18 protein-coding genes and 2 pseudogenes are annotated in these 22,278 nt (G+C 73.4%); 14 read left to right on the top strand and 6 right to left on the bottom strand.

The genetic code is table 11. The features are described from left to right. The first annotated feature begins 28 nt into the window (after positions 1 to 28). From MRQ36_RS07290 to MRQ36_RS07260, 7 genes are all read left to right on the top strand, one after another. Entirely contained in the window at positions 29 to 1,093 is a 1,065-nt protein-coding gene (locus MRQ36_RS07290) for an alpha/beta hydrolase (protein WP_242794065.1), read from the top strand. A gap of 119 nt (positions 1,094 to 1,212) precedes the next feature. Next, complete coding sequence (locus MRQ36_RS07285) at positions 1,213 to 3,003, top strand: 3-hydroxyacyl-CoA dehydrogenase family protein (protein WP_242794063.1); 1,791 nt, start codon at positions 1,213 to 1,215, stop codon at positions 3,001 to 3,003. A gap of 41 nt (positions 3,004 to 3,044) precedes the next feature. Next, entirely contained in the window at positions 3,045 to 3,539 is a 495-nt protein-coding gene (locus MRQ36_RS07280; RefSeq protein ID WP_242794061.1) for a SigE family RNA polymerase sigma factor, read from the top strand. After that, complete coding sequence (locus MRQ36_RS07275) at positions 3,536 to 3,709, top strand: hypothetical protein (RefSeq protein WP_242794059.1); 174 nt, start codon at positions 3,536 to 3,538, stop codon at positions 3,707 to 3,709. Before MRQ36_RS07280 ends, MRQ36_RS07275 begins: the two co-directional genes overlap by 4 nt. Before the next feature lie 124 nt (positions 3,710 to 3,833). Next, the gene (locus tag MRQ36_RS07270) at positions 3,834 to 4,598 is read left to right on the top strand and encodes a hypothetical protein (RefSeq protein ID WP_242794058.1); all 765 of its coding nucleotides are present in this window, start codon (positions 3,834 to 3,836) and stop codon (positions 4,596 to 4,598) included. Between the two features lie 69 nt (positions 4,599 to 4,667). Further along, positions 4,668 to 4,994: a hypothetical protein gene (locus MRQ36_RS07265; RefSeq protein ID WP_242794056.1), complete on the top strand. Its 327-nt coding sequence runs from the start codon at positions 4,668 to 4,670 to the stop codon at positions 4,992 to 4,994. A gap of 66 nt (positions 4,995 to 5,060) precedes the next feature. After that, positions 5,061 to 5,870 carry an alpha/beta hydrolase gene (locus MRQ36_RS07260; protein WP_242794054.1) on the top strand — a complete coding sequence of 270 codons (810 nt, stop codon included), beginning with the start codon at positions 5,061 to 5,063 and terminating at the stop codon, positions 5,868 to 5,870. Positions 5,871 to 5,991: 121 nt separating this feature from the next. Here the strand turns inward: MRQ36_RS07260 and MRQ36_RS07255 are convergent, their stop codons facing one another. The 4 genes from MRQ36_RS07255 to mce all read right to left on the bottom strand — a co-directional run bounded on the left by MRQ36_RS07255 (position 5,992) and on the right by mce (position 11,914). Continuing rightward, positions 5,992 to 8,028: a hypothetical protein gene (locus MRQ36_RS07255; RefSeq protein WP_242794052.1), complete on the bottom strand. Its 2,037-nt coding sequence runs from the start codon at positions 8,026 to 8,028 to the stop codon at positions 5,992 to 5,994. Positions 8,029 to 8,197: 169 nt separating this feature from the next. Continuing rightward, positions 8,198 to 9,451 carry a DivIVA domain-containing protein gene (locus tag MRQ36_RS07250; RefSeq protein ID WP_242794050.1) on the bottom strand — a complete coding sequence of 418 codons (1,254 nt, stop codon included), beginning with the start codon at positions 9,449 to 9,451 and terminating at the stop codon, positions 8,198 to 8,200. 280 nt (positions 9,452 to 9,731) lie between these two features. Beyond that, positions 9,732 to 11,087, bottom strand: coding sequence for a crotonyl-CoA carboxylase/reductase (ccrA, locus tag MRQ36_RS07245; RefSeq protein WP_242800900.1), 1,356 nt, complete (start codon positions 11,085 to 11,087; stop codon positions 9,732 to 9,734). 356 nt (positions 11,088 to 11,443) lie between these two features. Next, a complete protein-coding gene (gene mce / locus MRQ36_RS07240; protein WP_242794048.1) occupies positions 11,444 to 11,914 on the bottom strand; it encodes a methylmalonyl-CoA epimerase in 471 nt (156 codons plus the stop codon). Positions 11,915 to 11,977: 63 nt separating this feature from the next. Here mce and MRQ36_RS07235 point away from each other — a divergent pair, with 63 nt between their 5' ends. From MRQ36_RS07235 to MRQ36_RS07220, 4 genes are all read left to right on the top strand, one after another. Then, positions 11,978 to 13,174 (top strand): acetyl-CoA C-acetyltransferase, encoded by a 1,197-nt coding sequence (locus MRQ36_RS07235; protein WP_242794046.1) that lies wholly within the window; start codon positions 11,978 to 11,980, stop codon positions 13,172 to 13,174. Positions 13,175 to 13,289: 115 nt separating this feature from the next. Next, the gene (meaB, locus tag MRQ36_RS07230) at positions 13,290 to 14,225 is read left to right on the top strand and encodes a methylmalonyl Co-A mutase-associated GTPase MeaB (protein WP_278187953.1); all 936 of its coding nucleotides are present in this window, start codon (positions 13,290 to 13,292) and stop codon (positions 14,223 to 14,225) included. A gap of 72 nt (positions 14,226 to 14,297) precedes the next feature. Further along, positions 14,298 to 14,711: an Asp23/Gls24 family envelope stress response protein gene (locus tag MRQ36_RS07225; RefSeq protein ID WP_242794042.1), complete on the top strand. Its 414-nt coding sequence runs from the start codon at positions 14,298 to 14,300 to the stop codon at positions 14,709 to 14,711. A gap of 382 nt (positions 14,712 to 15,093) precedes the next feature. Then, positions 15,094 to 15,333, top strand: a complete 240-nt coding sequence (locus MRQ36_RS07220) for a hypothetical protein (RefSeq protein ID WP_242794040.1) — start codon at positions 15,094 to 15,096, stop codon at positions 15,331 to 15,333. A 59-nt stretch (positions 15,334 to 15,392) separates the two neighbouring features. Here the strand turns inward: MRQ36_RS07220 and MRQ36_RS07215 are convergent, their stop codons facing one another. Beyond that, on the bottom strand, positions 15,393 to 15,767 hold the full coding sequence (locus tag MRQ36_RS07215) for a hypothetical protein (RefSeq protein WP_242794038.1): 375 nt from the start codon (positions 15,765 to 15,767) through the stop codon (positions 15,393 to 15,395). A 92-nt stretch (positions 15,768 to 15,859) separates the two neighbouring features. Between MRQ36_RS07215 and MRQ36_RS07210 the strand changes: the two genes are divergently transcribed. The 3 genes and pseudogenes from MRQ36_RS07210 to MRQ36_RS07200 all read left to right on the top strand — a co-directional run. Beyond that, positions 15,860 to 17,548 (top strand): methylmalonyl-CoA mutase, encoded by a 1,689-nt coding sequence (locus MRQ36_RS07210; RefSeq protein ID WP_242794036.1) that lies wholly within the window; start codon positions 15,860 to 15,862, stop codon positions 17,546 to 17,548. A 137-nt stretch (positions 17,549 to 17,685) separates the two neighbouring features. Next, a pseudogene (locus MRQ36_RS07205) lies at positions 17,686 to 18,605 on the top strand (tetratricopeptide repeat protein). Between the two features lie 64 nt (positions 18,606 to 18,669). Beyond that, positions 18,670 to 19,803, top strand: a pseudogene (locus MRQ36_RS07200) (arginase family protein); the annotation flags it as partial. 446 nt (positions 19,804 to 20,249) lie between these two features. Here the strand turns inward: MRQ36_RS07200 and MRQ36_RS07195 are convergent. After that, positions 20,250 to 22,217 carry a penicillin-binding transpeptidase domain-containing protein gene (locus MRQ36_RS07195; RefSeq protein WP_242794035.1) on the bottom strand — a complete coding sequence of 656 codons (1,968 nt, stop codon included), beginning with the start codon at positions 22,215 to 22,217 and terminating at the stop codon, positions 20,250 to 20,252. Positions 22,218 to 22,278 lie beyond the last annotated feature (61 nt).

The following is a 22,278-nucleotide window of genomic DNA, read 5'->3' as shown; positions in this document are numbered from 1 at the left end:
ACCGCGGTGCCGTGGCAGCATGCCGCGGATGGAGAGCGCAGCGCACACCGTGTCCGCCAACGGCATCACCCAGGCGGTCCGGGTGGCCGGGCCGCCGGACGGCGTACCGGTGCTGCTCGTGCACGGTAACGCCTCGTCGTCGGCGTTCTGGGAGCCGCTGATCCGGCGGCTCCCCGCGACGCTCCGGGTGGTCGCGCCCGACCTGCGCGGTTACGGCGACACGCAGACCGCCCCGGTGGACGCCACCCGGGGGCTCGCCGACCTCGCCGACGACGTCGCCGCCCTGCTCGACGTACCGGGGCTCTTCGCCCCCGAGGCCCGGCCGGTCGTGGTCGGGCACTCCCTGGGCGGCGGCGTGGCGATGCGCCTGCTGACCGCCCGCCCCGAGCGGGTGGCCGCCCTGCTGCTGGAGGCGCCGGTCTCCCCGTACGGCTTCGGCGGCACCCGCGACCTCGACGGCAGCCCCACCACGCCGGACTTCGCCGGCACCGGGGCCGGCACGGTCAACCCGGACTTCGTCGCCCGGCTCGCCGCCGGTGACCGGAGCGACGACGCCCCGACCAGCCCCCGCAACGTGCTGCGGGCCACCTACGTCGCCGACCCGGCCTCGCTCGGCGCCGACGAGGAACTGCTGCTGGAGAGCATGCTCTCCACCGCCGTCGGGGACGACAACTATCCGGGTACGGCGGTCGCCTCGGCGCACTGGCCGGGCACCGCGCCGGGGGAGCGGGGCGTGCTCAACGCCCTCGCGCCGGCCCACTTCCGGGTCGCCGACGACCTGGTCTCCGCCGCGGTGAAGCCCCCGGTCACCTGGGTACGCGGCGACGCCGACGTGATCGTCTCGGACACCTCGCTGTTCGACCTGGCCCACCTGGGGCAGTTGGGGGTGGTGCCGGGCTGGCCGGGGGCGGACGACTGCCCGCCGCAGCCGATGGTCGGGCAGACCCGGGCGGTGCTGGAGCGCTACGCGGCGGCCGGCGGGACGTACCGGGAGGTGGTCCTGCCCGGCTGTGGGCACAGCCCGCACCTGGAGCGTCCGGCGGAGTTCGTGGCGGAGCTGCTGGCCCTCACGGGGGTGCCCGCGACGCCCTGAGGCGTCCTGCGTGAAATATCCCACGGCGTCTCGACAACCCAGCGTCACGTGGCAGACTCCGGCGCATAACCTTAGCGGCCGTTCATGTCGGCGGCGCGGAGCTTTCTGGGAGGCCGGTCGTGGCGCGCGAGTTCACCAGCGTCGGTGTGGTGGGTCTGGGCACCATGGGTGCCGGCATCGTCGAGGTCTTCGCCCGCAACGGCGTCGACGTGGTGGCCGTGGAGATCTCGGCGAACGCGCTGGAGCGCGGCCGGGCCACCCTGAAGGGCTCCACGGACCGGGCCGTCGCCAAGGGCAAGCTCGCCGAGGCGGACCGGGACGCCCTGCACGCCCGGGTCGACTTCCAGGTCGGGCTGGACGCGCTGCACTCGGTCGACCTGGTGATCGAGGCGGTCCCCGAGCAGCTCGACCTGAAGCAGCGGATCTTCGCCGAGCTGGACCGGGTCTGCAAGCCCGAGGCCATCCTCGCCACCAACACCTCGTCGCTGAGCGTCACCGAGATCTCGGTCGCCACCACCCGGCCCCACCAGGTCATCGGCATCCACTTCTTCAACCCGGCGCCGGTGATGAAGCTCGTCGAGGTGGTCCGCACGGTGGTCACCTCCGCCGACGTGGTGGCCGACGTCGAGGCGCTGTGCGAGCGGCTCGGCAAGGTCGACGTCACGATCAGCGACCGCGCCGGCTTCATCGCCAACGCGCTGCTCTTCGGCTACCTCAACCACGCGGTGAGCATGTTCGAGGGCAGGTACGCCACCCGCGAGGACATCGACGCCGCGATGAAGCTCGGCTGCGGGCTGCCGATGGGCCCGCTCGCGCTGATGGACCTGATCGGCCTGGACACCGCCTACGAGATCCTGGACACCATGTACCGGCGCGGCGGGCGGGACCGCCGGCACGCCCCGGTGCCGCTGATCAAGCAGATGGTCACCGCCGGGCTGCTCGGCCGGAAGTCCGGCCGGGGCTTCTACACCTACGAGAAGCCCGGTTCGCCGAGGGTCGTACCCGACGAGCAGACCCCGACCACGACGGGGCCCGCGCTCGCCGACGGCGCGCGGGCCATCGCGAAGGTCGGCGTGGTCGGCTCCGGCACGATGGCCACCGGCATCATCGAGGTCTTCGCGAAGGCCGGCTACGAGGTCGTCTCGGTGACCCGGGGCGCGGAGAAGTCCGCCAAGGTCTTCGAGACGGTGAAGACCTCGCTCAACAAGGGCGTGGTACGCGGCAAGCTCAGCGAGGCCGACCGGGACGCGGCACTCGGCCGGATCAACTGGTCCGCCACGCTGGACCACCTCGCCGACGTCGACCTGGTGGTCGAGGCGGTGGTCGAGGAGCTGAGCGTCAAGAAGGCCCTCTTCGCCAGCCTGGACGAGATCTGCAAGCCGGGCGTCGTGCTCGCCACCACCACCTCGTCGCTGCCGGTGATCGACGTCGCGATGGCCACCCAGCGCCCCGCCGACGTGGTCGGCCTGCACTTCTTCAACCCGGCGCCGATCATGCCGCTGGTCGAGGTGGTGCAGACCATCCGCACCTCGGCGGAGACCACCGCCACCGCCCGCGCGGTCTGCGCGGCGCTCGGCAAGACCGGCGTGGTCTGCGGCGACCGGTCCGGCTTCATCGTCAACGCGCTGCTCTTCCCGTACCTGAACGACGCGGTGAAGATGCTGGAGGCGAGCTACTCCACCGCCGACGACATCGACCACGCGATGAAGCTCGGCTGTGGCTACCCGATGGGGCCGTTCGAACTGCTCGACGTCGTCGGCCTGGACGTCTCGCTGGCCATCCAGCGGGAGCTCTACCTGGAGCTGCGGGAGCCGGGCTTCGCCCCCGCGCCGCTGCTGGAGCACCTGGTCACGGCCGGCTACCTCGGCCGCAAGAGCGGTCGCGGCTTCCGCGACCACACCAACCGCTGACCCGGGTCAACGCCGCACGCCGGTGACGGCGTCATGAGGGTGTGACCTTCGAGGAGTACGTCGGCAGCCGCGGCCCGGCCCTGATCCGCCTGGCCCGGCTGCTGACCGGCGACGAGCACCGGGCCGAGGACCTGACCCAGGACGTGCTGGCCCGCGCGTACGTGCACTGGCGGAAGATCGACCGGGCCGACCGGCCCGACGTCTACGTCCGGCGGATGCTGGTCAACGCGAACGCCTCGTGGTGGCGGCGCCGGTCCAGCCGTGAGGTGGCCACCGCCACGTTCGAGGACCGGGCGCAGCGCGGCCACCTCGACGACGAGACGGTCGAGCGGGACGAGCTGTGGCGGCTCATCCTCGGCCTGCCCGACCGGCAGCGCGCCGTGCTGGTGCTGCGCTACTACGAGGACCTCGACGACCCGACGATCGCGCAGATCCTCGACTGCTCCCCGGTCACCGTCCGCACCCACGCGATGCGGGCGCTCGCCCATCTCCGGGAGCGCGTCGGCGCCCCGATGACCCACGGGAGCCGGCCGTGACCGACCTCGACCAGCAGATCCTTCGTACCCTGCGGGAGCGCGCCGAGCGCCCGGTGGACATCGACCGGCTCACCGCGCGGGCGGTGGCCGGCGGGCGGCCCGGCGGCACCGGCGGCTCGCCGTGGCCGGCGGCGGCCTCGCGCTGGTGGCGGTGCTCGGGGCCGGCCTGACCGCCGGCCCGGGGCTGCCCGGCGTGGACCGGCTGCGCACCGGAGCCGGGCCGGTGACCCCGGCCGCGCCGAACCCGGTGCCACCGGTGTTCCCGGCCGCGCCGGGGCCGCCGCCGCACCGCAGGTGGTCGGCACCGACCCGGGGGTGCTGCACTTCGGCATCGCCCCCGCCAAGGGCCGCTACCTGGCCTGGCAGGTCGAGCAGGAGGTGGAGGCGGTCCGGCTCGACCTCGGCGTGGGGCAGCCGGTCACCCTGGAGCTGGCCCGTTCGGCGACGGCGCTGCGGCGGTACAGCCTCGACGGGATGCCGGTGGACGTGTCCCGGCTGGCCCTCGACTCGGCGTTCGACGGTCGGCGGGTCCAGGTGGCCGGCGACGGCGGGGCGCTCCAGGTCCGGTTGTGGCGCCCCGCCCCCGGGGTGTACGCCCGCGCCACCGTTCGGGCGTCCGACGACGCGGGTCTGCGCGCCGTGGCCGGTGCGCTCCGGCTGACCGAGGCCCGGCGCTGCGGCGGGCCGCTGCGGCTGAGCTCCCTGCCGGCCGGCGCGCACGTCACCGCCTGCGCGGTCGACGCGAGCACCTTCCCGAACCTGCTGACCGCCCGGTTCACCATCACCGGCCCCGCCGAGGAGCGGATGGGCGTCACCTACCGGTACGCGGTCGGCCTGGCCGACTCGCCGAGGAAGGGGGACACCGCCATCAACGGGCGGCCGGCCGTCCGGTACGCCCTGGGTGACCTCAAGCGGCTGGAGCTGCTCGGCTTCCCGAAGGCACGCCTCACGGCCGAGTACGGTTGGCCGACCCCCGGCTTCACCGAGTTGGACGCGGCGGCCGTCCTGGCCGGCGCGCAGGTGGCCGGCGACCCGACCCGCCCGGAGACCTGGGGTTGACGCCAGCCGCCTCGGCGGGACCCGCCCGACCCGGGCCGGTCCCGCCGCCGGCCCGTACGCTTGGTGACCGTGAGCCCCCGTCGCAACCGCCCCCGCCGGGACGAGACCACCCAGCTGGACTCCGACCGGGCCCGCCAGGGCGTGCCCACCGTGCAGCAGTGGCGCGACGGCGACTGGCAGGTACGCGGGATCAGCGGCGGGGCGTCGACCAAGACGTACCGTTGTCCCGGCTGTGACCAGGAGATCCGCCCCGGCGTGCCGCACCTGGTGGCCTGGCCGGCGGACGACCGGGGTGACCTCACCGACCGGCGGCACTGGCACAGCGGCTGCTGGCGGGCCCGGGACCGGCGCGGGCCGGTGATCCAGCGCGGTCGGGGCGCTCCCCGGCACGGCTGAGCGATCTGGATCACCCGGTTTCCGCCCGGGCGGGCGGCGCGGGCGGTGACGCGCGAGACTGGGACGGTGAGCACACCGATCCGCGCGTCGACGATCCTGCCCGGTCACCGGGAGGACATCGAGCTGCACACCGCCGACGGGCTGACGCTGGTCGGTGAGCTGGCCCGGCCGCTGGACCGGGAGCCCGCCGGCACCCTGGTCTGCCTGCACCCGCTGCCCACCCACGGCGGGATGATGGACAGCCACGTGTTCCGCAAGGCGGCCTGGCGGCTGCCCGCCCTGGCCGACCTGGCCGTGCTCCGGTTCAACACCCGGGGCACCAGCAGCGTCCGCGGCACCAGCGCGGGCGCCTTCGACAACGCGGTCGGCGAGCGCTTCGACGTCGCCGCCGCCATCGAGTACGCGGAGTTCGCCGAGCTGCCGAACATCTGGCTGGTCGGCTGGTCGTTCGGCACCGACCTGACCCTGAAGTACGGCTGCGACCCGGCGGTGGCCGGCGCGATCCTGCTCTCCCCGCCGCTGCGCTACTCCGCGCCGGACGACCTGACCCAGTGGGCCTCCAGCGGCAAGCCGCTCACCGCGCTGGTGCCCGAGTTCGACGACTACCTGCGCCCCGACGAGGCGCGGGAGCGGTTCGCGGCGGTGCCGCAGGCCGAGGTGGTCGGGGTGCCCGGTGCCAAGCACCTCTGGGTCGGCGACGCGGAGACCGTGCTCGACGAGATCGTCCGCCGGGTCAACCCGGCGGTGCCGGTGCCCCTGCCGACCACCTGGGACGGCCCGGTGGAGACCGGCGACGTCAGCGCGTACGCGGACCGGACGGTCGCCTCCTTCGCGGACACCCCGGTCCCCGGGCCGCAGCAGCGCCAGGCCGGCTGAGGCTCAGCGGGACTCCTGCCGGGGGAGGACCCCCTCGCGGAGGATGAGCCCGAGGGCGGCCTCCGTCGACCTGGCGGCCCGAGCCCTCGACCGGTCTTCGGCAGGCCGAGGGTCGGCGAAATCAGTCGGACTCGACGGTGACGGTGCTCGGCTTGGCGCTGCGCTCGTCGACGGTGGGCTTCGTCGGCCGCTTGCCGTTCTCACCGGTGCTGGTGATCTTCGTGGGAGTGGCGCCCCGGCCGCCCTCACCGGGCACGGCGGCCACCGTCGGCTCACCGTCCACCCCGGCGGTCGCGCCGGCGCCGTCCATCGTGGTCACCGGCTCGCCGACCGGCCGCGCCTTCCCCGCGTCGGCGACCGGCGCCGCGGCGCCGGTCTCCTTCCCGGTGGCCTCCCTGGTCGCGGTGACCGGCTCCTTCGCCCCGGTGGCGGGCTCCTTGGTCCCGGTGCCCGCCTTCCTGCCGACGCCGTCCGCCGAGACGGGAGTGGCCGCGAGGCCGGCACCGGGCTTCCCGGTGGTCCCCTGGAGTTGGAGCTCGGCCAGTCTGCGCTGGAGCTCGTCCGACTCCTGCCGGGACTTCCACGTCTCGGTCCGCAGGTCGGCCAGCTCCTGCTGGGCCTGGGCGATCTCCAGCATCACCTGGGCGAGCTGCTGCCGGCCGGCGGCCACCTCCTGCTGGGTGGCGGCAAGGTGCTGCTGGGTGGTGGCCAGGTGCTGCTGCGTGGTGGCCGCGTACTCCTCGAACTGGCGGCGGGACGCGGCGACGTGCTCGTCGGCCTTGCGGCGCCGGTCGCCCGCCTCGGCCTCGGCCCGGCGCAGCAGCTCGGCGGACTCGTCCTCGGCCCGCTGCCGCAGGGTCGTCGCGTCGGCCTCGGCGGCTTGGCGGATCGCCTCGGCCCCCTGCTCGATCTCGTGCCGGCGGGCCGTGTACGCCTGCTCCAACTCGGCCTGCCGGCTCGTGTGCAGCTTCTCCAGCTCGGCGTGCCGGGTGCTGTGCTGCTTGTCCAGCTCGTCGCGGCGCTTGGCGAACTCCTGCTCGGCGGCGGCGCGGCGCTGGGCCAGCTCCTTGTCGGCCGCCTCCCGCCGGGAGTTGACCTCCTGCTCCACCCCGGCCCGCCAGGCGCCCAGCTCCTGCTGGGTCTGCGCCCGGGCCTGCTGCACGTACGCCTCGGTCTCGCTCCGCATCCGTTGGACGTACGCCTCGACCTCGGCCCGGTTGCGCTTGCCGGCCTCGGCGGCCTCGGTCGTCAGCCGGTTGGCCTCGGTCCGGGCCCGGCCGCGGGTGGCCTTCGCCGCCTCCTCCGCGTCGTCGACGATCTTCTTGGCCTCCTGGAGCGCCTTGGCGTGGGTGGCCCGGCCGGCCTCGGCGGCGGAGTCGGTGAGCCGCTTCGCCTCCTGCTGGGCCTTGGCGTGCACCTCCTTGGCCGCCTCGCGGAGCTGGGTGGCCTCCTGCTGGGCCTTGGCGAGTGCCTCCTTGGCCGCCTCGCGCAGCCGGGCGGACTCCTGCTGGGCGCGGGCGTGGATCTCCTTGGCGGTGTCCCGGAGCTGGGTGGCCTCCTGCTGCGCCTTGGCCAGCGCCTCCTGGGCGGTCCGGCGCAGGGCGGTCGCCTCGTCGGCGGCGTCCTTGCGGAGCTTGCCGGCCTGCTCCTTGGCGGCCTTGAGGGTGGACTCCGCCTCGGCCTTGCGGGCGGCGGTGTGCCGCTCCTCCTCGGCCCGCCGGGCGGCGAGGGCGATCTCGAAGTCCTTGAGGGCCTGGGCGGCCTGCTCCCGGGCCTCGGCGATGATGTGCTCGGCGGCGGCCCGGCGTGCCTCGATCTCCTCGTTGGCGGCGGCCACGATGTCGTCGGCCTGCTCCTCGGCCATCGCGAGAATCTGCTCCACCCGGGGCCCGAGATGCCGGAACGAGGCCCGGTCCACCACGCCCACCTGCTTGCGCACCTGGGCGAGGTCGCGTTGCAGCACCTCGACCTGCCCGGCCAGCTTGTGGATCTGGGTGTACGCCTGCTCCCGCTCGGCGGTGAGGGTTGCGATCTCGTGTTCCGCGCGAGCGACGTACCGGTCGACCTGTCGTTTCGCGTACCCCTTCAGAGCGGACTCGAAGCTGGGCTCCGTGGTCACGTCCCCGGAGAGAGCGAACAGTTCCTCGCCGTGCGACATGCCCCCATCCTCACACGCATCCGGCTCTGCTGGGGCGATACGGACGGCCCTGTTGGGAGCTACTTCACTGATGCGACGTAACGGACCCGGGAACGCATGACGGCGCGGGGATCCACCGGTCACCCGGTGTCACCCCGCGCCGTGGCTCATGCCCCGCTGCGGGTGGTGCTCAGCTGGCGGATTCGGCGGCGACCCGCTTCTCGGTACCCTCCGCCTTGGCCGGCTCGGCCTTGGCCGGGGCCGCCGGGACGCCCGGCACGATGCCGGCGAGACCGGAGAGCATCTGGCCGAGCTGGGAGGTGACCGCGTCCTTCTGCCGGGTGAGGTCCTCGACCTCGCGGCGGGCGGCCTGGGTGGTCAGCTCGGCCTCGGTGCGGGCCTCGCTGAGCAGGCGCTGCGACTCGGCCTTGGCCTCGTTGAGGGTCTTCTCGGCCAGCGCCTTGGCCTTCTCGACCGTCTCGTTGGCGGTGCGCTCCGACTCGACCCGGCGGGCCTCGGCCCGCTGCTCGATCTCCTTGGCCCGCTCCTGGGCGGCCCGGGCCCGCTGCTCGGCCTCGCCGACCAGCTTCTGGGTCTGCGCGACCTGGGCGGCGTGCCGCTCCGACTCCTCGCGCTCGGCCTTCTCCCGCCGCTCGGCGAGCTGGAGCTCCAGGGCCTGGAGGTCCTTGTCGCGCTTGTCGCGGGCGTCGGTGAGCAGCTTGGTCGCCTCGGCGCGCTTCTCCTCGGCCTCCCGGGCGGCCTTCGCCCGCTGCTGGGTGATCTCCCGCTCGGCGGTGGCCCGGAGGGTGGCGACCTCACGCTCGACGGTGGACTTCAGCTCGGCCACCTCGTGCGCGGTGACCGTACGCAGCTGCTTGGTCTCCCGGTCGGCGTCGGCGCGCAGCGTGTCGGCCTCGCGGCGGGCCTGCACCCGGACCTCGGCGGCCTCCCGCTCGGCGGTGGTCCGGACGTTGCCGGCCTCCCGCTCGGCGGTGGCCTTCATGGCGGCCGCCTCGGCGCGCGCCTTGTCGGTGATCTCGCGGGCCTCGAGGCGGGCGGCGGAGAGGATGCCCTCCGACTCCCGCTTGGCCTCGTTGCGGTGGTCGTTGGCCTGCTCCTCGGCCAGCCGGAGGATCTGCTCGACCCGGGTGCCGAGGCCGGAGAGGGTGGGCCGGCTGTTCTCCTCGAGCTGCTTGTTGGTGTCGGCGAGCTTCTGCTCCAGCCCGCTCTGCCGCTGCTCGGCCTGCCGGAGCCGACGCTGGGCGTCGTTCATCCGCTGCTCGGCCTCGGCGCGGGCCTGCTCGGACTGGGTCAGCGCGGCGGTCAGCCGACCGATGAAGTCATCGACCTGACCGGTGTTGTAGCCGCGCAGGCCAACGGTGAAATCGGGCTGCGAGTTCGCGTTATCGAAGAACGCAAGAGGGGAGGACTGCTGCTGGGGCATTGGGACATACTCCCAGACCCCCCGGGGTGCTTCGCAAGAGCGGTCCGGAGCTTTCGTGTCCTCATTACATGGTCAACTCACCATGCCCGCCGGGACCGGACCGAACGGCGATCTTGGCAGCTCCCGGGCGGGTCGGTCGATACTCCGGGTGACCGGGAAAAGGGCCGCGGGGACCTGCCCCGCGGCCCTTTGTCGCCGACTCACTCGAATGGTCTCCCGGTGCGGTGGAAAGGGATTGGCCCGCTCACCGCAATGGTCACGCCGGGGTCACCCGGTCGGATCAGTGGCCCCGGAACCGGTTGATCGCCGTCTCGTGCCGGGAGCGCAGCCCGGTGTCCCGTACGCCGAGACCGTCGGTCGGGGCGAGGCAGCGGACCCCGACCTTGCCCTGGTGCGCGTTGCGGTGCACCTCGTACGCGGCCTGGCCGGTCTGCTCCAGCGGATAGGTCTTGGACACCGTCGGGTGGATCTGGCCCAGCGCGACGAGCCGGTTGGCCTGCCAGGCCTCGTGGTAGTTGGCGAAGTGGCTGCCGACGATCCGCTTGAGGTGCATCCAGAGATAGCGGTTGTCGTACTGGTGCATGAAGCCGCTGGTGGAGGCGCAGGTGACGATGGTGCCACCCTTCTTCGCGACATAGACGCTGGCGCCGAAGGTCTCCCGGCCGGGGTGCTCGAAGACGATGTCCGGGTCCTCGCCGCCGGTCAGCTCCCGGATCCGCTCGCCGAAGCGGCGCCACTCGTCCTGGTCCTGGGTCTGCTCGTCCTTCCAGAACCGGAAGCCCTCGGCGGAGCGGTCGATGACCAGCTCGGCGCCCATCGACCGGCACAGCTCGGCCTTCTCCGGCGAGGAGACCACGCAGACCGGGATCGCCCCGCCGTTGAGCGCCATCTGGGTGGCGTAGCCGCCCAGGCCGCCGGAGGCGCCCCAGATCAGCACCACGTCGCCCTGCTTCATGTTGGCCCCGTGGTGCGAGACCAGCTGCCGGTACGCGGTGGAGTTGACCAGCCCCGGGCTGGCGGCCTCCTCCCAGCTCAGGTGGCGCGGCTTCGGCATCAGCTGGTTGGCCTTGACGACGCACAGCTCGGCGAGGCCGCCGAAGTTGGTCTCGAAGCCCCAGATCCGCTGCTGCGGGTCGAGCATGGTGTCGTCGTGGCCGGCCGAGTCCTCCAGCTCGACGGAGAGGCAGTGCGCGACCACCTCGTCGCCGGCCTTCCACTTCGTCACGCCCGGCCCGGTCCGCAGCACCACGCCGGCCGCGTCCGACCCGACCACGTGGTACGGCAGGTCGTGCCGGCGGGTCAGCTCGGAGAGCCGGCCGTAGCGCTGGAGGAACTTGAAGGTGGACATCGGCTCGAAGATGCTGGTCCAGACCGTGTTGTAGTTGATGGCGCTGGCCATCACCGCGACCAGGGCCTCGCCCGGGGCGAGCTCCGGGGTGGGCACCTCCTGGACGTGCAGCGCCTTGCGCGGGTCCTTGTCGCGGGTGGCCATCCCGTCGAACATCCGGGTGTCCTCCGCGCGGACGACCACGCCGCGGTAGCTCTCCGGTACCGGCAGGCCGGCGAGGCCGGCGAGTTCCCGCTCCGGCTGCGCCGAGCCCTCCGCCGCCATGATCGCTTCGAGGATGTCCTGCACGGTGCCCTCCCGTTCCTCCGCACCCGCGTCGGGCGGGGGCGGTGCTGCCATAGTCGGCGCCGGTACGCCGGGACCGCCATGTCGGTGATCGACACATCCGCACCGGTCGCCGCTCCTGTGAGGGCGGACGTTACTGAACGGTAGCTAGGGTCGGAAGTCCTGTGTGAAAAACTGCATCGACCGATGCGTGGAGCTGTCCGTGGGAACGCGGAACCGCGCACTGCCGCGCCTCTTCCCACTGTTCGGGAAGCTGTCCGTCCCGCCAGCTCCCGACGAACTCCGCGGTGACGGCAAACGGGTGCGTCTCCGGTCGTCCGAGCGACCAGAAACGCACCCGTTGCCGAGCGCGGCGGGGGTCAGTGGTCGGCGGGCTCGACCAGTTCGACCAGGACGCCGCCGGCGTCCTTCGGGTGGACGAAGTTGACCCGGGAGCCGGCGGTGCCGCGCTTCGGGGTCTCGTAGAGCACCCGGACGCCCCGGTCGCGCAGCGCCTTGCAGGCCGCGTCGATGTCCGCCACCGTGTACGCGACCTGCTGCACCCCCGGCCCGTTGCGGTCCAGGAACTTCGCGATGGTGGACTCCGGGGAGAGCGGGGCGAGCAGCTGCAGGTAGCCGCCCTCGGCGGTCGGGCCGACGGCCAGCATCGCCTCCCGGACGCCCTGCTCGGCGTTCGTCTCGGTGTGTACGCAGCGCATCCCGAAGGTGCGGCGGTAGAAGTCGATCGCGGCGTCCAGGTCGGCGACGGCGATCCCGACGTGGTCGATGCGGCGCAGCCCGATGTCTGTGACGTAGTCCGCAGCGGGCTCGACGGGGGAGTTCTCAGCCATGGCGCTAGTCTGACCGAACAATCGTTAAGGCGTACAGGTCGGCACCCCCCTCGGAGGCAGGCAATGGCTTCGGTGATCGTCAGCGGCGCGCGGACCCCCATGGGGCGCCTGCTCGGCAACCTCAAGGACCTCCCGGCGACGAAGCTCGGCGGGGTGGCCATCAAGGCCGCACTGGAGCGGGCCGGCGTCGCCCCCGACCAGGTGCAGTACGTGATCATGGGACAGGTGCTCCAGGCCGGCACCGGCCAGATCCCGGCTCGCCAGGCGGCCGTGGAGGCGGGCATCCCGATGTCCGTGCCGGCGCTGACCATCAACAAGGTCTGCCTCTCCGGCCTGGACGCGATCGCCCTGGCCGACCAGCTCATCCGGGCCGGCGAGTTCGACATCGTGGTGGCCGGCGGCATGGAGTCGATGACCAACGCCCCGCACCTGCTGCGCGGCCAGCGCACCGGCTACAAGTACGGCGACGTCACGATCTCCGACCACATGGCCCTCGACGGGCTCACCGACGCCTGGGACTGCTGCTCGATGGGCGAGTCCACCGAGCGGCTCGGCGCGAAGCACGGCATCACCCGCGAGGAGCAGGACGCCTTCTCCGCCGCCAGCCACCAGCGCGCCGCCGCCGCCCAGAAGAACGGCCACTTCGCCGACGAGATCACCCCGGTGATCATCCCGCAGCGCAAGGGCGACCCGCTGGTGATCAGCGAGGACGAGGGCATCCGCCCGGACACCACCGCCGAGTCGCTGGCCAAGCTGCGCCCGGCGTTCGCCAAGGACGGCACCATCACCGCCGGCAGCTCCTCGCCGATCTCCGACGGCGCCGCCGCGGTGGTCGTGATGAGCAAGGCGAAGGCCAAGGAGCTGGGGCTGACCTGGCTCGCCGAGATCGGCGCGCACGGCAACGTGGCCGGCCCGGACAACTCCCTGCACTCGCAGCCGTCCAACGCCATCCAGCACGCCCTGAAGAAGGGCGGCCTGAGCGTCGACGACCTCGACCTGATCGAGATCAACGAGGCGTTCGCGCAGGTCGGCATCCAGTCCGCGCGGGACCTCGGGATCAGCACCGACAAGATCAACGTCAACGGCGGCGCGATCGCACTGGGCCACCCGATCGGCATGTCCGGGGCCCGGCTGGTGCTCACCCTCGCGCTGGAGCTGAAGCGGCGCGGTGGCGGCACCGGCGCGGCGGCGCTCTGCGGCGGCGGCGGTCAGGGCGACGCGCTGATCATTCACGTGCCCACCGGTGCCGAGACCGAGTGACGACCCCGTCCGGCGAGCCTCGGCGGTACTGAGCGAGAGTGGTGCAGTGAGCGAAGCGGTCGACCACGCCCCGACGGCGGCCACCGGATCGGTGCGCCGCAGTCGGGACGTACCCATGCTGGTGGAACGGGCCCGCGACGGTGACCCCCGCGCGGTGGCCCGGCTGATCACCCTGGTCGAGTCCGGCGACGAGGTGCTGCCGCAGGTCGCGGCGGCCCTCGCGCCGTACGCCGGCCAGGCCCAGGTGGTCGGCCTGACCGGCTCGCCGGGCGTGGGCAAGTCCACCACCACCAACGAGCTGGTCCGGGCGCTGCGGGCGCGCGGCCACCGGGTCGGGGTGCTGGCCATCGACCCGTCCAGCCCGTTCACCGGCGGGGCGATCCTCGGCGACCGGGTCCGGATGCAGGACCACGCCACCGACCCGGGCGTCTACATCCGCTCGATGTCCAGCCGGGGCCACCTCGGCGGGCTCTCCGCGGCGACGCCGCAGGCGGTCCGCGTGCTGGAGGGCGCCGGCTGCGACGTGGTGCTGGTGGAGACCGTCGGCGTCGGCCAGGCGGAGGTCGAGGTGGCCTCCCTCGCGGACACCACGCTGGTGCTGCTCGCCCCCGGCATGGGCGACGCGATCCAGGCGGTCAAGGCCGGCATCCTGGAGATCGCCGACGTCTTCGTGGTCAACAAGGCCGACCGGGACGGCGCCGACGCCACCGTCCGCGACATCCAGGGCATGATCGCGCTGGGCGAGCGCGGCCCGGGGGAGTGGCGACCGCAGGTGGTCCGGTCGATCGCCGCCCGGGGCGAGGGCATCGACGACATCGCCGCCGCCATCGACAAGCACCGCGGCTGGCTGGAGCAGCACGACGAGCTGCGCCGCCGCCGGGAGACGCGGGCCGCCGCCGAGATCGAGGCCATCGCGCTCGGCGCGCTGCGCGCCCGGATCGGTTCGCTGCGCGACGGTACGGAACTGCCGACGCTCGCCGCGAAGGTGGCGCAGGGCGCACTCGACCCGTACGCGGCGGCCGACGAACTGCTGGCGCAGCTCGGCTCCTGAACGCGCCGTCCACCTAGTACGCTCGCACCGCCTCACGGCACCCGTGGGGCGGTGCGACGTTGTGGGGAGAGCATGGCGGACGAGGCGACCCAGGAGCTGTCGGTGGTGCCGAGCGCGGTGGCGGGCGGCGCGACGCACGTCTCCGACGAGGTGGTGGAGAAGATCGCGGTGGCCGCCGCGAAGTCGGTGCCCGGGGTGGCCGAGCTGGGCGGCGACGTGGCCCGGTTCTTCAACGCGGTGCTCGACCGGGTCGGGCTGGACCAGGTGGGCGACGCGCGGCGGGGCTGCTCGGCGCACGTCACGAACGGGGCCGCCGTGGTCAACCTGGTGCTGGTGATCGACGGCGGCCGGCCGGTGCCCGAGGTGACCGACGGCGTCCGGGCCGCGGTGACGTCGGCGGTCGAGGCGTACGGGCTGCGGGTCGACGAGATCAACATCCGGGTGGACGACGTGGCCCTGGGCGGTCCGGCGGTGCCCTCGACCTGACCCGGTTACCGGCCGGTACGAACATCCTTGGCGATCGTTCAGGCAGGCGTTCCACAAGCGGACTCCAGGCGAGGAGCCGAGGAGGAGCCCCGCGGATGAACGCCGACGAGATCGCCGCCGGACGAGCGCGCGGGCAGGCCCGTACGACGCCGCGCGCAGGCGGGACGCGGACTTCACCACCCTGTCCGACCCGGGGTGGTGAGCCGGACGGCGGTGGACGCCACCTTCCTTTCACGGGCGACGCATTGCCAGTCTTGAATGCCGCGATGTACCCGTGTATACAGGAACGACGAACTGATCTCGGACCCGGACGCATTCTGTCGCGCGGGGCGCGGTCTCCGAATCGAGGCAGGAAAGGCATACCGTGACTAGAATCGGAACAATGGCCACCCGGCTCGGCGTTTCCGGCGCGCTCGTCGTCGGCGCCGTGTCGCTGACGTTGGCGACGACGGCGGCAGCCGCGAGCGCCAGCACGGTGAACGGCGGCTGGTTCACCTCCAGCACCGCCTGCTACCAGGCTGGAAGCAATGCGGTCGATCAGCCGAACTCGCCGTACCGCGACTACGCGTGCAACTATTCCGCCACCCACACGCCGCACTGGCACCTGGTGCTCTACACCTGATCCGGACCGCACCGTTCCGAATGGGACGACCGGATTCCGCCGCCCGGGGACGTTTGCGGTCAGCCGGTCGGTTGCCGCAGGTACGGCTCCAGCAGCCCACGCGCGAGCGAGCGGGCCTTGGCCTCCCCGACGCAGTTCTCGATCATGTAGGAGGCGGTGTAGACGATCGCCTGGATGAGTTCGGCGGTGCCGGTCGGGTCGGGTGCGCCGTGCTCGGCGAGGGCCGCCACGAGCGGGGCGCGCAGCTGTTCGTGGAGCCGACCGCTGGGCTCGGCGAGCACTTCCGGGGAGGCGATCGCCGACAGCCCGCGGACGACCCCGTGCTCGCCCTTGGCGACCAGGTGGAGGTTGGCCGCCACGTAGGCCAGGACCCGGTCGCCGGGCGTGGTGGCCCGGCGCATCCGCTGCGGCTGGTGGGCGAGGGGAGGGCACAAGGGGGGGTGGGTGAGTGAGTTGCCTTAGCGATCGTTCAGGTTGTCGTTCTACACTCGGGGTCCAGTCGAGGACTCGAGGAGGAGCCCCGCGCATGAACGCCGACGAGATCGCCGCCGGACGGGCACGCTGGCAGGCCCGGTACGACGCCGCGCGCAAGCGGGACGCCGACTTCACCACCCTGTCCGGAACGCCCGTGGAGCCGGTGTACGGCCCGCCCGAGGGCACCGCGTACCCGGGCTTCGAGCGGATCGGCTGGCCGGGCGAGTTCCCGTACACCCGGGGGCTCCACCCGACCGGCTACCGCGGGCGGACCTGGACCATCCGGCAGTTCGCCGGCTTCGGCAACGCCCAGCAGACCAACGAGCGCTACAAGATGATCCTCGGCGCGGGCGGCGGGGGGCTCTCCGTCGCCTTCGACATGCCCACCCTGATGGGCCGCGACTCGGACGACCCGCAGGCGCTCGGCGAGGTCGGGCACTGCGGCGTGGCCATCGACTCGGCCGCCGACATGGAGGTGCTCTTCGACGGCATCGACCTGGCCGGCGTGACCACCTCGATGACCATCTCCGGTCCGGCCGTGCCGGTCTTCTGCATGTACCTGGTCGCCGCCGAGCGGCAGGGCGCCGACCTGTCCAGGCTGGACGGCACGCTGCAGACCGACATCTTCAAGGAGTACATCGCGCAGAAGGAGTGGCTCTTCGACCCCGAGCCGCACCTGCGCCTCATCGGCGACCTGATGGAGTACTGCGCCGCCGAGATCCCGCGCTACAAGCCGCTCTCCGTCTCCGGCTACCACATCCGCGAGGCCGGCGCGACCGCCGCGCAGGAGCTGGCGTACACCCTCGCCGACGGGTTCGGGTACGTCGAGCTGGGCCTGTCGCGCGGGCTGGACGTCAACGTCTTCGCCCCCGGCCTGAGCTTCTTCTTCGACTCCCACGTGGACTTCTTCGAGGAGATCGCCAAGTTCCGCGCGGCCCGCCGGATCTGGGCCCGCTGGCTGCGCGACGTCTACGGGGCCACCAGCGAGAAGGCGCTCTGGCTGCGGTTCCACACGCAGACCGCCGGAGTGTCGCTGACCGCCCAGCAGCCGGTCAACAACGTGGTCCGCACCGCCGTCGAGGCGCTGGCCGCGGTGCTCGGCGGCACCAACTCGCTGCACACCAACGCCCTGGACGAGACCCTCGCGCTGCCCACCGACGAGTCCGCCGAGATCGCCCTGCGTACCCAGCAGGTGCTGATGGAGGAGACCGGCGTGGTCAACGTGGCCGACCCGCTCGGCGGCTCCTGGTACGTCGAGGCGCTCACCGACTCCATCGAGGCGGAGGCGGAAGAGATCTTCGCCCGGATCCGCCAGCTCGGTGGCGAGGGCCCGCACCAGATCGGCCCGATGACCTCCGGCATCCTGCGCGGCATCGAGGACGGCTGGTTCACCGGCCACATCGCCGAGTCCGCCTTCGTCTACCAGCAGGCGCTGGAGAAGGGCGACAAGCGGATCGTCGGGGTCAACTGCCACACCGGCACCCTCGCCAAGGACCTGGAGATCCTGCGCATCTCGCACGAGGTGGAGCTGGAGCAGCGCCGGGTGCTGGCCGAGCGCAAGACCGCCCGGGACGACGCGGCGGTCAAGGCCGCCATCGCCCGCATGGTCGAGGTCGGCCGGACCGACGGCAACATGATCCCCGCCATGCTCGACGCGGTCCGCGCCGAGGCCACCCTCGGCGAGATCTGCGACGCGCTGCGCGCCGAGTGGGGCGTCTACCGCGAGCCCGCCCGCTTCTGACGACAAGGAGGGGCCCCTTGTTAACAGACGGGTGTTAACAAGGGGCCCCTCCTTGCATCTGGCCAGGCGTGAGAGTTGCAACTGTCGCCGTCGCGGTTGATCTGAGTTGCGCGGCACACGTGCGAGACTAGGTAACCATGAGCGACCCACGGATCACCTCGTCGATCTTCACCCGCGGCGCGGTCGACCTCAGCGCGCTGCGCAGCACTCCGGCCCCTGCCCGTCCCACCACACCGACCCAGTCCGGGCCGCCCACCGGCCTTCCGGGCGCACCCGCCGGCGGCGGCGGGGTGGCCGTGATCGACGTGTCCGAGGCGACATTCCAGTCGGAGGTGCTGGAGCGATCCCTCAGCACCCCGGTGATCGTCGACTTCTGGGCCGAGTGGTGCGAGCCGTGCAAGCAGCTCTCCCCGGTGCTGGAGCGGCTCGCCGCCGAGGGCGACGGCGCGTGGGTGCTGGCCAAGGTCGACGTGGACGCCAACCCGAGGATCGCCCAGATGTTCCGGGTGCAGGGCATCCCGATGGTCTACGCGGTGGTCGGCGGCCAGCCGATCGACGCCTTCTCCGGCGTGGTGCCGGAGGCCCAGCTCCGCCAGTGGATCGGTGCGGTGCTCAAGGCCGGCGGCGTCGCCGTCACCGAGCCGGAGGACCCCCGCCTCGACGAGGCCGACGACGCGCTGATGAGCGGCGACCTGGACGCCGCCGAGCGGGCGTACAAGAAGATCCTGGCCGAGACCCCGGCGGACGCGGCGGCCGAGGCCGGCCTCGCCCAGGTCGGCCTGGCCCGCCGGGTCGCCGGCGCCGACCCGCAGGCCGCGCTCACCGCCGCCGAGGGCGCCCCGACGACGTCGAGGCGCAGCTCCTCGCCGCCGACATCGAGGTGCTCAGCGGCATGGCCGAGCAGGCCTACCGCCGGCTCGTCGGCCTGGTCCGGCGGACCGCCGGCGACGACCGGGAAAAGGTACGCCAGCACCTGGTCAGCCTCTTCACCATCGCCGGACCGGAGGACCCCGCCGTCGCCTCGGCGCGCCGGGCCCTGGCCAGCGCCCTGTTCTGAGTCCACGCACGTCAGCGCGGGCCGGCGTTCCGGCCGGCCCGCCCACCATCGAGGACGGGAGCCCATGATGCGCCGGATCGCCGTCCTCGACGCGCCCACCAACCTCGGCCTGCGGCCGCCCACCGCCACCTCGGTGCCCGGCTGCGCCAAGGCCCCGGGCGCGCTGCGCGACCACGAGCTGCTCGCCCGGCTGCGGGCCCGCGACGCCGGCTGCCTCACCCCGCCCCGGTACGACCCGGGTGACTGGCGCCCCGGCGACGGCGTCTGCCACGCCCGGGAGATCTCCGGCTATTCGGTCACGCTGGCCGACCGGATCGGCGCCATCATCGACCGCGGCGAGTTCCCACTGGTGCTCGGCGGCGACTGCTCGGTGCTGCTCGGCTCGGCACTGGCCATGCACCGGCTCGGTGAGGCGGTCGGCGGCCGGATCGGGCTGGTCTTCGTCGACGGTCACTCCGACTTCCGGCACCCCGGCAACGCCTCGTACGTGGGCGCGGCGGCCGGGGAGGACCTGGCCCTGGTGACCGGGCGGGGACAGGCCGACCTGGCCGCCATCGAGGGCCGCCGCCCCTACTTCCGCGACGTCGACGTGGTGGTCCTCGGCATCCGGGCCCAGGACGAGTACCGGCTCGACCTCCAGGCCGCCGGGATCACCACCCGGCCGGTGCCGGCACTGCGGGCGGAGGGCGCCGCGCGGACCGCCCAGTGGGCGCACGAGCAGCTCGCCGACTGCGCCGGCTACTGGGTGCACATCGACGTGGACGTGCTCGACCCCGCCGTCATGCCGGCGGTCGACGCCCCCGACCCGGGCGGCATCGCCTTCGCCGAGCTGGAGATCCTGCTCGCCGGCCTGGTGGACACCCCGCACTGCCTCGGCGTCGAGCTCACCGTCTTCGACCCCGACTACGACCCCGACGGGTCGTACGCGGCCGAGATCGTCAACACCGTGGTGGCGGGGCTGGCGCCGGTCTCCGCCCCGGCCGCCGTACCGCCCCGGCTGCTGCCGGCTGCGCCCTCACCCCGGCGGAGCAACGGGCGCCCGGCCGAACGCGCGGTCCTGCCGCCGGTCGCTCCGGTCCCCGCGGTGGCCCCGGCTCCTGCGGTGGCCCCGGCTCCCGGGGTCGTTCCGGCTCCCGGGGGTGCTCCGGTTCCGGTGGGTACCGGGGAGCGGGGCGGCTCGTTGCCGTCGACCGAGGCCGGTGGCCGGTCGGGCGCCACCGACCCCGACCTGCTCGCGCCGAGGGGCGGAGAGGCGCTGCCCGAGGCTCCCGAGCCCGTCGGCCCGCCGGCGTCGGTCGGGCCGGGACTGCTGCGCCGGGTTTCCGGCGAGGCACATGGCGGGTCGGACGAACCCGCCGCGTCGGCCGGGCCGGGACTGCTGCGCCGGGTGCCCGTTGAGGACGAGGCGACCACCCCCACCGGCGGCCCGACCCCGTCGAAGCCCGGCCTCGACATCGCCTGAGCATCGCGCGGCCCGCCGCTTCAAGATCGCGCTCGACCCCGGAAGTAGTGCTCTCGCTGCGACGACGAGGCCACTACTTCCACGTGCGAGCACGGTCTTGCGTAACGAGCAGGCCCGCGCGGTGCGCAGGCGCGGCGGTCGTGGGACGCGGGCTCCGGGTGGGCGAGGGGTGCCGGGGCGGGTCAGCGGGGCGGGAGGGCGCGGAGGAAGCGTTCGGCGATGGGGACCGCGCTGGTGGTGCTGGAGCCGCCCTGCTCGACGAAGACCGCGAACACCACGTCACCCTGCCAGCCGACGAACCAGGCGTGGGTGTGGGCCGGGTTGTTGTCGTACTCGGCGGTGCCGGTCTTGCCGTACACCGGCTGGCCGGGGACGTCCTTCAGCGCGCTGCCGGTGCCGGCGGTGACCACCTCGCGCATCATGGTCTTCAGGGCCGTGACGGACTCGGGCCTGAGCTGCGGTCCGGCCGCGGCCGGCTGCTGCGGGGCGGGGTCGAGCACCAGCTTCGGCTGCTCCCAGTGGCCCCGGGCGACGGCGGCGGTGGCGCCGGCCATGGCGAGCGGGCTGACCACGGTGGTGCCCTGGCCGATCGCGGCGGCGGCCTGCTCGGTGGCCGAACCGCCGGTGGAGACCTTCCCGGTGAAGACGTCCGCGCCGAGGTCCCAGGTCGATTCCAGACCGAGGGTACGACCCGTGGTGACCAGCCCGTCCGGGCCGAGTTTCGGTGCCAGCGAGGCGAACGCGGTGTTGCAGGACTTCGCGAAGTCGGTGCGGAACGGGACCGGCCCGAGGACGAAGTCGTCCGAGTTCTTGAAGGACCGGCCGTCCACCACGAACGTCTTCGGGCAGGGGACCGTCGCGTCGGCGGTCACCGCGCCGCGGTCCAGCAGCCCGAGCGCGCTGACCATCTTGAACGTCGAGCCGGGTGGCACCTGGGCGGTGAAGGCCAGGTTCTCCCCGGCCGGGCCGGGACCGTTCGCGGCGGCCAGCACGGCGCCGTCGCCCACCCGGACCGCCACCAGGGCGGAGCGGCGCTTCTCCCCGCGCAGCGCCGCGTCGGCGGCGTTCTGGGTGGCCACGTCGAGGGTGGTCTTCAGCGGCTGGCCGGGCCGGGGCTCGACGCGGAACACCTCGGTGCCGGTCGCCGTGCCCGGCTCGCCGGGCTTGGGGTGTTCGGTGACCACGGTGAGCCCCGGGGCCCCGCGCAGCCGGTCGTCGTAGCGACCCTGGAGGCCGCCGTGGCCGACCAGGTCACCGGCGACGTAGCGGTCGGGGTGGGCCGCCAGGTCGTCGGCCTGGGCGGGATCGACGGAGCCGAGCAGCGCCCGGGCGAACTCCCGGGTCGGTGCGAGGTCCAGCTTGTCGGCCTGGAACTTGGTGCCCGGCAGGTCGTAGATCCGCGACTTGATCTGCCGGTACGCCTCCTCGCGCAGCGTCACCACTTCGACGAAGGCGCCCGGCTCGGCCTCGCTGAGACGTTTCGGCAGGTCGGACAGGTCGACCGGCGGGGTGAGCGCGGGTTTGATCGCGGCGAACGCGGCACCCAGTTGCCGGCTCAGGGCCTTGACGTCGGTGACCTCGCCGGGCTGCACGCCGACCCGGACCACCGGGCGGGGCGCGACGACCGGGGCACCGGCGGCGTCGAGGATCGCGGCCCGGGTGCCGGGTTGCCGGCGCAGGGCCAGCCGGTCGCCGGCCTCCAGCTTCTCCTGGACGATCTGCGGCTCCCAGATCACCTGCCACTGGTCGTCCTTGCCGCGCTTGAGCCGCACCGGCCGCTCGTACGCCCAGCGGGTCCCGCCGGGTAGCGTCCAGGCGACCTCGACCGGGGTGGTCGCGATGTCCGCGGTGACCTTCGCGTCACCCCGGCGGGTCAGCTGCGGTGGGGTGGCCGCGAGCTCACCGGAGAGGGCCTTGATCTCCTTCGTCACGTCGGCGGCCGGCACCCGGGCCCCGGTCGGGTCGACGAAGCCGACCGCCTGGAGGTCGCCGGAGCGCCAGCCGGTCAGGAAGGCGTCGGCGGTGCTGTCCGGTCCGTCCTCCCCGGAACACCCGGTCACCGCACCGGCGGCCAGCGCGGTGGCGGCCAGCGCCGCGAGCGCCCGGCGGGAGCGGGGTGAGCGGCCACGAACGGGGTACGACAGGGGCATGAAACGGTCCCTCCGGTGCGAAACTGCCCTGCACGCTAGTACGTCGCCGGCCTCCGTACTG

This window comes from Micromonospora sp. R77, from assembly GCF_022747945.1.
In the GTDB taxonomy this organism is placed as follows: Bacteria; Actinomycetota; Actinomycetes; order Mycobacteriales; family Micromonosporaceae; genus Micromonospora.
This window is presented reverse-complemented; position numbering and strand designations above follow the sequence as displayed.

What these genes read in the sequence shown, in the direction of transcription:
- MRQ36_RS07290 (WP_242794065.1), top strand. Translation starts at nt 29, where the DNA reads ATGGAGAGCGCAGCGCACACCGTGTCCGCCAACGGCATCACCCAGGCG.
- MRQ36_RS07255 (WP_242794052.1), bottom strand. Translation starts at nt 8,028, where the DNA reads ATGTCGCACGGCGAGGAACTGTTCGCTCTCTCCGGGGACGTGACCACG.
- MRQ36_RS07250 (WP_242794050.1), bottom strand. Translation starts at nt 9,451, where the DNA reads ATGCCCCAGCAGCAGTCCTCCCCTCTTGCGTTCTTCGATAACGCGAAC.
- mce (WP_242794048.1), bottom strand. Translation starts at nt 11,914, where the DNA reads ATGGCTGAGAACTCCCCCGTCGAGCCCGCTGCGGACTACGTCACAGAC.
- MRQ36_RS07235 (WP_242794046.1), top strand. Translation starts at nt 11,978, where the DNA reads ATGGCTTCGGTGATCGTCAGCGGCGCGCGGACCCCCATGGGGCGCCTG.
- meaB (WP_278187953.1), top strand. Translation starts at nt 13,290, where the DNA reads ATGCTGGTGGAACGGGCCCGCGACGGTGACCCCCGCGCGGTGGCCCGG.
- MRQ36_RS07225 (WP_242794042.1), top strand. Translation starts at nt 14,298, where the DNA reads ATGGCGGACGAGGCGACCCAGGAGCTGTCGGTGGTGCCGAGCGCGGTG.
- MRQ36_RS07220 (WP_242794040.1), top strand. Translation starts at nt 15,094, where the DNA reads ATGGCCACCCGGCTCGGCGTTTCCGGCGCGCTCGTCGTCGGCGCCGTG.
- MRQ36_RS07210 (WP_242794036.1), top strand. Translation starts at nt 15,860, where the DNA reads ATGAACGCCGACGAGATCGCCGCCGGACGGGCACGCTGGCAGGCCCGG.
- MRQ36_RS07195 (WP_242794035.1), bottom strand. Translation starts at nt 22,217, where the DNA reads ATGCCCCTGTCGTACCCCGTTCGTGGCCGCTCACCCCGCTCCCGCCGG.